16 protein-coding genes are annotated in these 14,337 nt (G+C 42.8%); 6 read left to right on the top strand and 10 right to left on the bottom strand.

From position 1 onward, the window contains the following. Position 1: 1 nt before the first annotated feature. Positions 2-2,416, bottom strand: a complete 2,415-nt coding sequence (leuS, locus tag MGG13_RS08160; protein ID WP_239034564.1) for a leucine--tRNA ligase — start codon at positions 2,414-2,416, stop codon at positions 2-4. Positions 2,417-2,717: 301 nt separating this feature from the next. Here leuS and MGG13_RS08165 point away from each other — a divergent pair, with 301 nt between their 5' ends. Together MGG13_RS08165 and MGG13_RS08170 are read left to right on the top strand one after the other, a co-directional pair. After that, positions 2,718-3,035 carry a nuclease-related domain-containing protein gene (locus tag MGG13_RS08165; protein ID WP_239034565.1) on the top strand — a complete coding sequence of 106 codons (318 nt, stop codon included), beginning with the start codon at positions 2,718-2,720 and terminating at the stop codon, positions 3,033-3,035. Positions 3,036-3,064: 29 nt separating this feature from the next. Further along, positions 3,065-3,625 (top strand): hypothetical protein, encoded by a 561-nt coding sequence (locus MGG13_RS08170; RefSeq protein ID WP_239034566.1) that lies wholly within the window; start codon positions 3,065-3,067, stop codon positions 3,623-3,625. Positions 3,626-3,796: 171 nt separating this feature from the next. On the opposite strand, the gene MGG13_RS08175 is transcribed toward MGG13_RS08170, so the two are convergent. Then, entirely contained in the window at positions 3,797-4,957 is a 1,161-nt protein-coding gene (locus MGG13_RS08175) for an MDR family MFS transporter (protein ID WP_239034567.1), read from the bottom strand. 91 nt (positions 4,958-5,048) lie between these two features. Here MGG13_RS08175 and mnmL point away from each other — a divergent pair, with 91 nt between their 5' ends. Beyond that, positions 5,049-5,999, top strand: coding sequence for a tRNA modification radical SAM protein MnmL/YtqA (mnmL, locus tag MGG13_RS08180; RefSeq protein ID WP_239034568.1), 951 nt, complete (start codon positions 5,049-5,051; stop codon positions 5,997-5,999). Further along, positions 5,989-6,540, top strand: a complete 552-nt coding sequence (mnmM, locus tag MGG13_RS08185; RefSeq protein WP_133431225.1) for a tRNA 5-(aminomethyl)-2-thiouridylate-methyltransferase MnmM — start codon at positions 5,989-5,991, stop codon at positions 6,538-6,540. Before mnmL ends, mnmM begins: the two co-directional genes overlap by 11 nt. Before the next feature lie 17 nt (positions 6,541-6,557). On the opposite strand, the gene MGG13_RS08190 is transcribed toward mnmM, so the two are convergent. Further along, positions 6,558-6,962 (bottom strand): transcriptional regulator, SarA/Rot family, encoded by a 405-nt coding sequence (locus tag MGG13_RS08190; RefSeq protein ID WP_239034569.1) that lies wholly within the window; start codon positions 6,960-6,962, stop codon positions 6,558-6,560. A 44-nt stretch (positions 6,963-7,006) separates the two neighbouring features. Beyond that, positions 7,007-7,804 (bottom strand): alpha/beta fold hydrolase, encoded by a 798-nt coding sequence (locus tag MGG13_RS08195; protein WP_239034570.1) that lies wholly within the window; start codon positions 7,802-7,804, stop codon positions 7,007-7,009. A gap of 66 nt (positions 7,805-7,870) precedes the next feature. Between MGG13_RS08195 and MGG13_RS08200 the strand changes: the two genes are divergently transcribed. Next, positions 7,871-8,383 carry a gamma carbonic anhydrase gene (locus tag MGG13_RS08200; RefSeq protein ID WP_133431228.1) on the top strand — a complete coding sequence of 171 codons (513 nt, stop codon included), beginning with the start codon at positions 7,871-7,873 and terminating at the stop codon, positions 8,381-8,383. A 14-nt stretch (positions 8,384-8,397) separates the two neighbouring features. Here the strand turns inward: MGG13_RS08200 and MGG13_RS08205 are convergent, their stop codons facing one another. From MGG13_RS08205 to MGG13_RS08215, 3 genes are all read right to left on the bottom strand, one after another. Beyond that, on the bottom strand, positions 8,398-8,733 hold the full coding sequence (locus MGG13_RS08205; protein ID WP_133431229.1) for a hypothetical protein: 336 nt from the start codon (positions 8,731-8,733) through the stop codon (positions 8,398-8,400). Between the two features lie 107 nt (positions 8,734-8,840). Then, positions 8,841-9,590, bottom strand: a complete 750-nt coding sequence (gene pnuC, locus MGG13_RS08210) for a nicotinamide riboside transporter PnuC (protein ID WP_239034571.1) — start codon at positions 9,588-9,590, stop codon at positions 8,841-8,843. Continuing rightward, entirely contained in the window at positions 9,590-10,672 is a 1,083-nt protein-coding gene (locus MGG13_RS08215; RefSeq protein ID WP_239034572.1) for an AAA family ATPase, read from the bottom strand. The genes pnuC and MGG13_RS08215 overlap by 1 nt, the downstream gene beginning before the upstream one ends. A 413-nt stretch (positions 10,673-11,085) precedes the next feature. Between MGG13_RS08215 and MGG13_RS08220 the strand changes: the two genes are divergently transcribed. Beyond that, the gene (locus tag MGG13_RS08220; protein ID WP_239034573.1) at positions 11,086-12,078 is read left to right on the top strand and encodes a proline dehydrogenase family protein; all 993 of its coding nucleotides are present in this window, start codon (positions 11,086-11,088) and stop codon (positions 12,076-12,078) included. A 38-nt stretch (positions 12,079-12,116) separates the two neighbouring features. Here the strand turns inward: MGG13_RS08220 and ribH are convergent, their stop codons facing one another. The 3 genes from ribH to MGG13_RS08235 are packed head-to-tail and all read right to left on the bottom strand — an operon-like array spanning position 12,117 to position 14,337. Next, positions 12,117-12,572: a 6,7-dimethyl-8-ribityllumazine synthase gene (ribH, locus tag MGG13_RS08225; protein WP_133431233.1), complete on the bottom strand. Its 456-nt coding sequence runs from the start codon at positions 12,570-12,572 to the stop codon at positions 12,117-12,119. Continuing rightward, on the bottom strand, positions 12,569-13,753 hold the full coding sequence (gene ribB, locus MGG13_RS08230) for a 3,4-dihydroxy-2-butanone-4-phosphate synthase (RefSeq protein ID WP_239034574.1): 1,185 nt from the start codon (positions 13,751-13,753) through the stop codon (positions 12,569-12,571). The genes ribH and ribB overlap by 4 nt, the downstream gene beginning before the upstream one ends. Continuing rightward, on the bottom strand, positions 13,738-14,337 hold the full coding sequence (locus tag MGG13_RS08235; RefSeq protein ID WP_133431235.1) for a riboflavin synthase: 600 nt from the start codon (positions 14,335-14,337) through the stop codon (positions 13,738-13,740). The genes ribB and MGG13_RS08235 overlap by 16 nt, the downstream gene beginning before the upstream one ends.

The raw sequence follows: 14,337 nt of genomic DNA on the forward strand, positions 1-14,337 counted from the left end.
CCTAATTCGCTACAATGTTAACGAGCTTATTCGGTACTGCGATGACTTTGCGTACCGTCTTACCTTCAATCGCTGTTTTAATTTCTTCTTCAGCGAGCGCAAATGCTTCCAGTTCTTCTTTCGGCATATCTTTTTGAATCATTGCTTTCTTCTTCAGTTTACCATTAATCTGAATCACGATTTCCACTTCATCGTCAACTAGTTTAGATTCATCGAATGCTGGCCACGCTGCATAAGTAATAGTCTCTGTATGACCCAGTTTCTGCCAGAGTTCTTCAGCGATATGCGGTGCGATTGGAGACAGCATCTTAACGAAACCTTCAACGTATGCTTGATTGATTTTCTCCTGTTTATAGCCTTCATTGATAAAGACCATCATCTGAGAGATTGCTGTATTGAAGCCAAGAGCTTCGTAATCTTCTGTCACTTTTTTCACAGTCTGGTTATAAGTTTTGTCAAGCGCTGGTGTCGCCTCTGTCGTAATTTTCTCAGTCAGTGTACCCTGCTCTGTGATGAAGAGACGATAGATACGGTCAAGGAAACGACGTGCACCGTCTAAGCCGTTTGTGCTCCAGGCAATCGATGCTTCAAGTGGTCCCATAAACATTTCGTAAAGACGCAGTGTGTCTGCACCATGTGACGCTACGATATCATCTGGATTGACGACATTCCCTTTAGATTTACTCATCTTCTCATTACCTTCACCTAAAATCATGCCCTGATTGAGCAGTTTCTGGAAAGGTTCTTTTGTCGGCACAACGCCGATGTCATACAGCACTTTATGCCAGAAACGCGCGTACAGTAAATGAAGGACCGCATGCTCTGCCCCGCCGATATAAAGGTCAACCGGCAGCCATTCTTTCAGTTTCTCAGGATCGGCTAGTGCCTCGTCATTATGAGGATCAATATAGCGCAGGTAGTACCAGCAGCTGCCTGCCCACTGCGGCATTGTATTGGTCTCGCGACGACCTTTCATGCCTGTTTTCGGATCAACGATATTGACGAACTCATCGATGTTTGCAAGTGGTGATTCACCTGTTCCTGATGGTTTAATATGTTCTGTCTTCGGTAACATCAGTGGCAGTTCTTCTTCTGGCACTGTCGTCATCGTGCCATCTTCCCAAGTGATAACTGGAATCGGTTCACCCCAGTAACGTTGACGTGAGAATAACCAGTCGCGCAGTTTGTAGCTGATTTTCTTCTGACCGATTTTCTTGTCTTCCAGCATCGTAATCGCTTTTTGAATACCGTCTTCCTTATTCAGTCCATCGAGCTCACCAGAGTTGATGTGCACGCCGTCACCTGTAAATGGTGCAGACGAGATGTCGCCGCCTTCAAGCACCTGCACAATCGGCAGGTCAAACTGCTTCGCGAAATCATAGTCACGTTCGTCATGGGCCGGTACTGCCATAATCGCACCCGTACCATAAGAGGCAAGCACGTAGTCAGAGATCCAGATCTGCATGTCTTCGCCTGTAAACGGATTGACTGCATAAGCACCTGTGAAGACACCTGTTTTGTCTTTCGCAAGATCTGTACGTTCAAGATCAGATTTACGTGACGCCTGTTCCTGATAAGCTTTAATCGCGTCCTGCTGCTCATGCGTTGTAATAGCATCCACTAACGCATGTTCAGGTGATAAAACAGCATAAGTCGCACCGAAAATAGTATCAGGTCGTGTCGTGAAGACATCAAATGTATGTTCTGAATCTTTGATGCTGAATGTGACTTCAGCGCCTTCAGAACGACCGATCCAGTTGCGCTGCATATCTTTTAGCGATTCTGGCCAGTCAAGCTCGTCAAGGTCTTCAAGCAGACGGTCTGCATATTCAGTAATCTTCAGTACCCATTGGCGCATCGGCTTACGGATAACCGGATGACCGCCACGTTCTGATTTACCATCAATCACTTCTTCATTGGAAAGGACCGTGCCGAGTGCAGGACACCAGTTTACGGCTACTTCATCGACATAAGCGAGCCCTTTGTTATACAGCTGGATAAAAATCCACTGCGTCCATTTATAGTAGTTCGGATCCGTCGTATTGACTTCACGGTCCCAGTCATAGCTGAAACCGAGCTCCTGAATCTGACGTTTGAACGTCTGAATATTTTTCAGCGTAAATTCTGCAGGGTCATTTCCTGTATCAATCGCATATTGTTCTGCCGGCAGACCGAATGCATCCCAGCCCATCGGATGAAGGACGTTATAGCCCTGCATACGACGAAAACGTGACATAATATCCGTCGCTGTATAGCCTTCTGGATGACCGACGTGAAGACCTGCGCCTGATGGATAAGGGAACATATCGAGCGCATAGAATTTAGGTTTATCAGAATGCTCTTCTATTTTGAACGTTTTATTCTCAGCCCAGTACTGCTGCCATTTCTTTTCAATTTCCAGATGATTAAAACTCATAATAATTCCTCCTCAAAATAAATAAAGACAGTCATCCCTGTTAAGAGGGACGACTGTCTTCTATAGACAACCGCGGTACCACCCGCAATTCACTGTTAAGTGCAGCTTAATGTGTTAAATTTCAGAACCCCGGCAAGTTCACCTGTACTCAATGCCAGTTCACACCCCCACTGACTCTCTAGAAAATGATTCAAGGTTACTACTCCAGTTAATATCTACTATAAAATGATTAAGATGAACATGCAAGAAGTTTTTACAGTTTAAAAAATTACCGATTACAATAGAGGACAGGAGGTATGGTGTGGAGATTGTTAAACGTTTAACTAAAACAGAAAGTTTTCAGCAGTTAGAGCAGAAATTGATGCGTACACAAACAACTGAAGAAGACATGCTAAAATGGCAGCGTCGGCTGAGAGGATTCCAAGGCGAAAAACAGTTCGCTTCATTAGTTGAAAAACACCTTACGGAAGGTATTGTCATGTTCAATCTCATATTATCCTTTAACAATAAAGAGTTTCAAATTGACGCCCTTTTGCTAATGCAAGATGATATTTATTTATTTGAAGTGAAGAATTTTAGTGATGATATCTTTATTAAGCAGCATCAATTTTTTATGTAAATAGTGGTCATGAAATTCCCATGCTCTTAATGCAAAAAGAAAGAACCCTCCAGCTATTTAATCAATTTCTTCATGCTCATGGACTTAATTATACTGTTCATTATTACCATGTTTTTATTAATCCTGATCAGCAGATTTTCGGACATATGCCGGATAATCACCGCTTAAATTTTGTGTCTGCTACTCACTTGATAAAAAACATTTCAAATGTTCCAAATTTCTTCCCTCATAATCATCTTGTAAAAGCCTTGATGGACCGACATATCAAACAATCTCAGTATGAGAAACCCATTCAGCTTTCCTTCGAAGAATGCAGGAAAGGTATTCTTTGTGAATGCGGACTGTATTTTCTACAGAAACAAACGCTTCGTAAAATAACATGTCTATGCGGCAAAACTTACTCTGTTGATGAAGTGATGGAACGAGCTGTTAAAGAAATATCTCTCTTTTTTAATGATAAGCCTCTTACAGTGAGACAAATCCATTTGTGGAGTGATGGTCTCTTACATAAAAAGACCATTTCCAGATATTTAGATAGAAATTTTACCAAGCATAATGAAACAAAAGGCAGATTTTATACGTGTAACTAGGTTATTTAGACTCTCCGCATACATTTGTGATACGAGAGTCTAAATAATTCATTATTTTGGACTCTCAGCATATGGTTTCTCCACGAGAGACTAAATAATACAAAAATTTGGACTCTCACTACATAAATAGTTAGCGAGAGTCCAAATTATACTTTTTTCAAAATTATCCCATCACTTCTCAAGTCCTCTATCATACACTTTCAAAAACAAGAAGCTCACGATGAGGAGCGCAATCATCACTACAAACATCACCTGCATATTGTAGAGATCGACGACCACACCCCCGACAACCGGCCCAATTGCACGACCGAGTGTCGCTGTCGAGTTGACGATGCCCTGATAAGTACCGACTCGTCCTTCAGGCGCAAGCATGTTTGCGATAGTCGGGACAGCCGGCCAGACGAACATCTCACCGATCGTCAGAATTACCATTCCGACAACAAACATCATAAAACTTTCAGCGAAACTGGTTACGACAAACGACGCTATAAATATCGTTATCCCGACCGCAATCTGAGTCTTAATCTTGTCTTCAATCAGACGTACGAACGGTCGGAACAGCGGCTGACCTACTATAATAAGTACACCATTTAGCGCCCACAGCATACTATACTGCTGAAGACTGATACCAATAGTCTGAGTGTAACTTGAAATAGTCGTCTGCCACTGCACATAGCCGATCCAGCAGAGACAATATGCTACGCAGACTAAGATAAGCGCATTAAATCTACTCTTATCCACTATTTCCTTTACTTCCTCGACTTTACGGTCTTTATGAAGATTGTCCGCTTCCCTGTAGCCAAAGAAAGCAATAAAAAAGAAGACAACGAAAAGCACTAAATTCGCGATAAAAATAATATTGAAACTGATATCGGCCATAAAGCCGCCGAGTGCCGCGCCGAGCGCCACCCCTAAATTCTGTGCGAGATAGATTGCATTAAACGTCCGTCTGCCCCCTTCCGGCCAGGCCACTCCTGCCATCGCATAAATAGAAGGAAAGACAATCCCTGATCCAAAGCCAACCAGAATCAGCCAGATTGGATACCACGGCCAGGAATGAAGCATGACCATGCCGACCAGACTTACCAGCGCTATCAAAATACCGGTCATCACAGACAGATAGCCGCCGAAACGGTCAAACATTTTACCGCCGAGCAGATTGCCGACAACAGACGCACCGGAATTCAACATCAGTACAATCCCTGCAACGCTCAGACTCTTTCCGAGCTCATTATGTATATATATCGTGTTAAGCGGCCAGATAAAACTTGCCCCTGTCACGTTGACTGCCATCCCAATGATAAGAAGCCAGACTAATTTTGGCATCTTCATATTTTTCACCTCACTCTTTCAAGCGTAACTTTTTTCTCACTGTAAGACAACGTTTTGTGTTAAAATCCTACAATAAGAAAGGTGAGACTAAATGGAACAATTTAAATATGCATTAGACAATAAACGTTATCATACATGGAACTATCATCTCCGTCAGAAATTCGGTCAGAAAATCTTCAAAGTCGCACTTGAAGGCGGATTTGACTGTCCGAACCGGGACGGCACAGTGGCCCATGGCGGCTGTACATTCTGCTCTGTAGCAGGTTCCGGTGACTTCGCGGGCGAACGTGTCGACCCGATTCCTGTTCAGTTTGAAAAAATCAAGAACCGTACACACGAGAAATGGAAAGACGGTCAGTATATCGCCTACTTCCAGGCCTATACGAATACCCATGCCCCGCTTCACGTCTTAAAAGAAAAATACGAGGCAGCGCTCGCGCAGGAAGGTGTTGTCGGTCTGTCAATCGCTACACGCCCAGACTGTCTGCCTGACGATGTCGTCGAATATCTGGCAGAATTAAATGAGCGGACTTATCTCTGGGTAGAGCTCGGACTGCAGACTGTTCATCAGGAGACATCAGACTTGATCAACCGTGCACACGATATGCAGTGTTACTACGAAGGTGTTGCAAAACTGCGTAAGCACAATATCAATATCTGTTCGCATATCATTAATGGTCTGCCAGGTGAAAATTACGATATGATGATGGAAACAGCACAAGCAGTGGCAGAAATGGACGTACAAGGTATCAAAATCCACCTTCTGCACTTATTAAAAGGAACACCGATGATCAAACAGTACGAAAAAGGCAAGCTCGAGTTCATGTCAAAAGACGACTATGTCAGTCTTGTCGCAGACCAGCTGGAACTGCTGCCACCCGAGATGATCATCCATCGTATTACAGGTGACGGTCCGATTGAACTGATGATCGGACCGATGTGGAGCGTCAATAAATGGGAAGTCCTGAATGCAATCGACCAGGAACTCATCCGCCGTGATAGCTGGCAAGGAAAGCACTATAAGGTGGCACATGAAGCTTAAAGGCATCCTGCCCTTCTCCAAACAACTCATCGACTTATCAGCGGCAGCTGGAGATATAGTTGTCGATGCAACTTGTGGCAACGGAAACGATACCCTTTATCTTGCGGAAAAAGTATCAGAAAATGGCCATGTTTATGCATTCGATATCCAGGACGCTGCAATTCAGAACGCAAAAGAAAAAACGAAAGACTACTCTAATATCACTTTTATTCAGGACGGCCATGAACATGTCAGCAATTATGTCACTGACACAATCAGCTGCGCCATCTTCAATCTTGGCTACTTGCCAAAAGGCGATAAATCAATTACCACGCTACCTGCAACGACCGTTGAAGCAATCAATGCGCTCTTTAAACTGCTCAAACCAGGTGGAATGATTATATTGGTCATCTATCCTGGTCATGCAGAAGGACAGATTGAAAAAGAAGAAGTTTTGAAATTCCTTTATGAGTTCGATCAGGAGCTGGCACACATCATTCAGTATGGCTTTATCAATCAGAAGAACAACCCACCCTTTATATGTGCAATAGAAAAACGGTAAGCAGCTGCTTACCGTTTTTATTTACATATATTGAGAACCTGATCAAAATAATTCTTGAAATCATTCATATTATTCTTGATTACTGAACACGCAACATTGACGATTTCTTCTTTATCAGATGCTCTTTCCTCATTGTAATGAATGATGACCGTTCTCTCATCATTCGCAGGACGTTCTTTATAAATCCAGCCTTTCGCCACTAAATTATTAAAAAAGCGGGTCCGCTTATAAGGTTTAATATCCACATACTGATTCAGTCGTTTCATTGACATCGGGCCATTATCCCATAGTGCGACCATCGTCAAATACTCTTCTTTTGACAAATCAAATCGATCAGATATAACATCGAAAATAGTATCGATTTCTTTCTGTAAATCATTTAGTGCGACCATATCACTGAGTTCATTTTTTTCGCGTGACATCTAATGCCCCCTGTCTAAGACAATATTAGCTTATTCTTACCCTTTTATTCAAGAATCAACCCTATATACTCGATTCTTTTATCCATAAAATCAACTATTTCTGTCAGTACTTTTTCGTTTTCAGGTTCCTGGTGGAGTTCATGATAAAAGCCTGACCATTCCTTCACTTCACAAGCCATCTCGCGTTCAAATACCTTGATCTGCGATAAGTCTACGAGCCGGTCTTCCGTGCCGTAATGAAGCTGTATCGCAACCGGTTCAATCCGCTCCAGATTTTCCATCGTTTCCTTCATCGTCTCAATAATTGAACGGTACCAGTGATAACTGACCTGACTCAGCATCAGAGAATCATTCTGTACTTCCGCTATCACATCTTCAGAACGAGTCAGCTGTGCATAATCTATCTTCATATCAAATTTGGCATCTTTAGATGTACCACCGAAACTAGAAGCAAAGAAGTTCTTCCGGGTCGTCGTTGTATGCTGAAAACCGAAGAGCGGCGACAATAAGATGACACCTTCCAGCTTAAGTGTGATATGTTCCAGCAGATTAGTGATGATGAGTCCGCCGAGACCTGAACCAATGACGAAAACCGGCAGATAATATGATTCGGCGACATCTATCCAGTCAAGCACTGCTTCTCTGTAATCAGCGAAGGAATTGATATGCCCTTTTCTGACACGTGATGTCTGTCCCTGTCCAGGCAGGTCGCCCATGACAACATGGTAGCCTTGACGTCTTAACTGTGTAATCAGCCAGGCATAACGTCCGTGATGCTCCAATATACTATGGACGATGACCACAACACCTTTAGCTGTTTTTTCCGTTTCCCACTTCCACATAACTCTGCCCACTTTCCTCTTTCATGATAAAATTAATTATACCAAAAAAAGAAAGGGAGATTCATCATGCTTGTGAACTATCAAGGACAACAACCCGAAATACATGAAACTTCTTTTATCGCACCAGGTGCTGTTGTAACAGGAAATGTTAAGATAGGTGAAGGCTCATCTGTCTGGTACAACGCAGTCATCCGCGGCGATGTCAGTCCTGTCATTATCGGCAAAGAAAGTAACATACAGGACTTATGCTGCCTGCATCAGTCACCGAATAAACCTCTGATCATTGAAGACCGTGTGACAATCGGCCATAAAGTCACGCTGCATTCTGCCATCATCAGAAATCATGCGCTGATCGGTATGGACTCCACTGTGCTTGACGGCGCAGAAATTGGAGAATATGCATTTATCGGGGCAGGCTCTCTTGTCACACCAGGTACCAAAATACCGCCACGGACACTCGCATTTGGACGCCCGGCACGAGTCGTCAGAGAACTGACGCCAGAAGATTATCAGGATATGGAACGTATCGTCCAGGAGTATGCTGATAAAGCACAAGTCTATAAAAAAGAACATCAATAAAAAAACGGTATCGCTTAAGCGATACCGAATTTTTTATGCATAACTGGCAGACCAGCTAATAAGAAACTGAATACAAATTCATAGAACATAGAGAAAGTATTCGAGAAGAAGAATGCCACGTTCTGTCCGAGAATAGTACCAATGCCTTGATCTCCAAATAAGAAGTTAACATCGATTGCATTATCAATGATGTTGAGAAGAATAATGACTAACGCCATTGTCCATGCTTTTTTAGTCACGATTGCGACGAGAACTGCAATAATGGTAATCACAATCGGTTCAAAAATAAAAAGTTGTAAAAACGGATCAATTTCATGCCCGAAAATGTAGAACGCCATATCTTTAAACATAGATACACCTCTTTAGATTATTCATTAAGATATATCTATTCTATCATCCTGTCAGAAGGAAAATTATTAAGAGTTTTTAAAGAATATTGTTCCACCTTTACAATAAATTAATATTTCTCAGTAACCTGCACATCCTGTAGTTTTTTCCAGTAGTAGTAACCGTAGACACTATTGATCAGGAAAGCAACCCACATGGTGACAGCTGATAAACCTTCAAATGTCAGTTTATCATTTTGCAACATCAGTCTTGCCCATAGGAAGATAGACACCATATTAATGACAATCCATAATATCCACTGTTCTTTATAACGTAGCGTCATAAGGGTCTGTGCGACTAAACTAAGACCTACAGATAAAGCATCGACAAATGGCTGCTTTGCTTCTGTAAAGTTATCAAGATAATAACCCGTTCCTACATAAACCAGTGCGGTCACTGCAATTGTAATCAGCCAGCCGCGAATACTCAGTCCTCGAGAATCAACTTCCTGAACATCCGGATCATCTGTATGGTGATCACTATGCATGTTCTTCAGCCAAGCATAGAGGCCGATGAACTGAAAAATCCCAAATACAACTTGAAGACCTACTTCTCCGAAGAGAAAACTTTTATAGCTGACATAACCATAGGTCGCTGCCTGAATAACCCCGTAGAAGAAAGTACTCAATCGTCCTTTAGCCGACATGATGACACATGCAACACCCGAGATACTTGAAATGGCAGAAATAACGCTAAGGGTATTAAAAGCTTCACCATTATTCCAGAAATAGACAAGGATAAAAATCTGGGCTATTAGAATGAATGCAAATAACACCTTCTCATACGTCGTAAATCCTTTAAAGTCTTTTACTAGAAACATCAGTTATCTTTCCCTTCCGCCAGCAGCTCATCGACCAAGCGATGTGCTTCTTCGTATTTTTCCTGGAAGCTTTCGCCTTGCAGCACAACGGTCTTTTCCATGAGCCCGTGCTGCTCAAGTTCATCCAAAAACATCTGATGCATTTTATTGCGTGAATCTGTGTCTGCCTGCGACATATCACGGAAGCCATCATTAACATATGTGGTCGTCGGTGGAAGCAGGAGAATCAGGGCCCATGTCTGCTGCGAAATATAGAAATCAAAGACGGGTGCGATTTTTGCATAGTCTTCATCAGACAGATAAATCTTAGAATATAGTTTTGTCGTCATCACATCTGTATCCGCAAAAAAGACTTTTCGTGTACCCGGTGAATGTATATGTTTACGGTTCACTTCATACTGTCCGATACCGATTGCCTGCAGGTCTTTAATATCCAATTCATCATCTTTAACCTGACGTTCCGTCTGATATTCACGTGAATATTCAAGAGAATAAGAAGTGGAATATCTACGTGCCAGGTCACGCGTCAATGTCGTTTTACCGGTACTTGCCGTCCCGATAATCAGTACATTCTGCACAAAGAATCTTCTGAACGGACGTGTAACATAATCCCAGTTATAAATCGGATTCTCACGGATAGAGGTGCCGCTGATACCCGTAATACGTCTGTCAACGCGTGTGATGACGATATCACGTTCCGGCCATTTTGCTTTGAAGTAAGTGTTCAGCGGTTCGATGTACTCATCCTCACCCACATAGAAAGTGACTGAGTTAAACTCACCTGCGCCTTCTATAATATGAGCTTCCAGCAGTTCAAGCCAAGGCTGCCAGCCGGCTGGATACTTCGGAATATGGGTCTCATCCAGTTTCATGACCGTTACATTATCATCATCTTTCAGTAATTCGCGCATAGACTTCGTACGGTTGACGAGGCTCATGCCTGCCAGATCTCCGCGGTCGCCGTCATAGCCTGACACAATGACAACAGCACGTGTATTTTCACGTTTTGCTCGTACTATCTGTTCAAAATGACCTACATGGCATGGTGCAAATGTACCAAAGTAAACCCCTAAATCTCTCATGTTCTTGCTCCTTCATCTTTTTTTACATTATACATGAATAAAGCGCTTACTGACTGAAAAGTAAACATTTAATTTACAATTCTTTAAACGTTTCTTCACATTAGCCGGATAAACTGATAAAGAAGAGAATATCAGGAGGCCCTTATGCGCTTTATTAAAAAAATCGTCATTACACTTTGCTTGATCAATGTAGTCCCTCATATTATCGACATCAGTGCTCAGCCTCTAGACAGTAAAATTATCGCCGATAAAAGTGTCCAATCCGAGGATTAGGCACTTATTTTTTATGCCTTTTAGTGCAATGAGTAATTTTCTACAAAATAACTGAATAACTTAAAAAGAAAACGCTTAACTTTTTGAATATTTGTAGTAAAATATATTAAGTTATATGAAAACACTAGGAGGTTTTTAGCATGGGTTTAACAAGAGATTTCTTTATCATGTTAAGCGAGAATCAGACACTGAATGCGGCAGCAAAAAAATATGGTCTGGCACTCGGTGCAAATAAAGTCGTAGCAGGTGTGGATATTCCATCTACTATCGAAGCAATTAAAGAATTAAACCGTAAAGGCATCACAGCGACTGTTGATAACTTAGGAGAGTTTGTTTTCTCTAAAGAAGAGGCAACTAAAGCCAAAGAAGAAATCATCGCTATGATCAAAGCGATTGATAATGCGGGCGTCAAAGCGCATATGTCCATTAAACTCACACAGATCGGTCTCGATGTAGACAAAGAATTCTGCTACGAGAACGTACGTGAAATCCTGATGGTTGCTTATCAGCACGGTAACATGCATATCAACATGGACACAGAAGATTACAATCACACAGTGCAGACATTTGAAATCCTTGACCGTTTAAAAGGTGAATTCAAAAATGTCGGTACTGTGATTCAGGCTTACCTCTTCCGCGCAACTGATGAGATCGAGAAATACAAAGATGTGCGTCTTCGTCTTGTAAAAGGTGCTTATAAGGAAAGTCCTGAAGTGGCTTATCAGACAAAAGAAGATATCGACGAGAACTACATCAAGTTGATCGAGCAGCGTCTTCTGAGTGCTAAAGCGATGACTTCTATCGCGACTCATGATCATAACATCATCAATCACGTAAAGAAATTCATCAATCAGCATAACTTAAACAAAGACCTGATTGAATTCCAGATGCTGTACGGCTTCCGTACTGAGCTGCAGGAAGAAATCGCGAAACAAGGCTATCAGTTCTGTGTCTATGTGCCATTTGGTCAGGACTGGTATGGTTACTTCGTCCGTCGTTTAGCAGAACGCCCTCAGAACTTACAGCTTGTGACGAAGTCTATCTTTACACCGCAAGTTAATAAAAACATCGCAATTGGTGCAGGTGCTGTGGCTGCGATTTCAGCAATAGCATTACTCGCAAAACGTAAATAATAAAGAAAACTCGGATGTCTGCTGACATCCGAGTTTTTTTATATCATTTTATTTAAGTTGGCCATCTCAATTGCAGCAACTGCGACTTCGCCACCTTTATTGCCTGCTTTAGTACCGGCACGTTCAATCGCCTGTTCAATTGTTTCTGTCGTCAGGACACCGAAGATAACGGGAATCCCGAATTCATTGGCTTTAGACACACCTTTTGCTACTTCATTGCAGACATAGTCATAATGAGTGGTTGCACCGCGGATGACGCAGCCCAGTGTAATGATGGCATCGTATTTACCCTGTTTCGCCAGTTTCTGTGCGATAAATGGAATCTCAAATGCGCCAGGCACCAGCAGCTGGTCGATACTTTCTTCTTCAACACCATGACGGATTAATGTATCCACTGCACCTTCTACTAAGCGGTCTGTAATAAAATGATTGAATCTAGAAGCGACAATCGCAATTTTAAGTCCTTGTCCTGTTACTTTCGCATCATATTTCATATTAAATTCTCCTCCAGTAAATGTCCTAATTTTTCTTTTTTTGTTGCTAAATAATGACTGTTGTCCGGGTTGCTTGAAAACTGATGGGGAATACGCACTCTGACGTCAATGCCGTAGTCTCTTAAACCATCAATTTTGCGCGGATTATTGGTGATAAGATTGACAGATGGAATGCCGAGGTCGCGGAGTATGGCAGCAGCGACACCATAGTCACGAAGATCTGCATCAAAACCGAGTGCCGCGTTTGCCTCAACTGTGTCGAGACCCTTTTCTATTTTTTCATATGCTTTCAGTTTGTTGATCAAACCGATGCCGCGCCCTTCTTGTCTTAAATATATGAGCAGGCCGCCGTGCGCATCGATATGGCGAAGTCCGTTCTCGAGCTGGGTACCACAGTCACAACGTCTTGAATGGAAGACATCGCCTGTCAGGCATTCAGAATGTAAACGGATGTCGGGCACACCTTCGTAAGGTTTCATGTAGACGACATGGTCTTTATCACTGTAGATTTCACTATAGCCGTATACCGTGAAGTGTCCGAAATCTGTCGGCATATCAACGACTGCTTCTCGCTTGACGAGTGCTTCCTGTTGTTTACGATAATGAACCAGCGCTTCTATAGTGATCATCTTCAGGTCATGCTTCTCTTTAAACTGGACGAGATCATCGCGTCTTGCCATCGTCCCGTCCGTCTTGATGATTTCACAGATAATACCTGTTTTTTTAGCGCCACATAGCCCGGCGAGGTCAACACAGGCTTCTGTATGTCCCTGTCTTTCCAGTACACCACCGTCTTTCGCGATGAGCGGAAAAATATGGCCGGGTGAATTAAAGCAGCGGCTGTCTTCGCCCAGTAGTGCACGAACAGTATCAAAACGCTCCTGTACACTGATACCTGTTGTGGATGACACATGGTCGATGCTGATCGTAAAAGCGGTACCATGCGGATCGTCATTACGCGCAGTCATCGGCGTCAGGTTAAAACGCTCAGCCAGTTCTCTGGATAATGGCGCACAGACGAGGCCACGCGCTTCTGTAATCATCAAATTGAGAACATCAGGCGCTGCAAACTCTGTAACAGCGACTAAATCCCCTTCGTTTTCTCTGTCTTCTGAATCGACAACAATCACCGGTTTACCCGCCTTCAGATCGATAAGTGCTTCTTCTATTGTGCTGAACATGCGAGCGCCTCCTGTCTGACAATATATTTGCCGAGCATATCAAACTCGAGATGAACCGTGTCGCCCGGTTTGAGGGACATCAGTTTAGTCGCTTCCTGTGTCTCCGGGATCAACTGTATCTCAAAGTAATTCGCGTTCAATTCAAAGATGGTCAGTGACGTGCCATCGACTGCGATGGAGCCTTTTGGAATGACATATTTCTGGTCATTTTTATCCAGGCTGATGTGATAGACGATAGCATTCCCTTTAGACAGTTTACGCAGCACTTTGCCTGTGTTATCCACGTGACCTGAGACGAAATGACCGCCGAGACGTGTCGTCGGCAGGAGTGCACGCTCTAAATTGACTTGATAACCGGCGCTCACTGCCTTGAATTTTGTACGGTCTGATGTGCCGATGATGACATCCACATCAAAGGACTGAGGTGTAAAAGAAGTCACTGTCAGACACGTGCCATCGACTGCGATTGAGTCACCTACCTTAATATCTTCAAGTATTTTCTTACAGCGGATCGTCATTTTAAGTGCACCCTGCTGCTTGATGCGTTCTATCGTACCTACTTCTTCAATTAAACCTGTAAACAT

It is taken from the genome of Macrococcus brunensis, assembly GCF_022343725.1.
Taxonomy (GTDB): domain Bacteria; phylum Bacillota; class Bacilli; order Staphylococcales; family Staphylococcaceae; genus Macrococcus; species Macrococcus brunensis.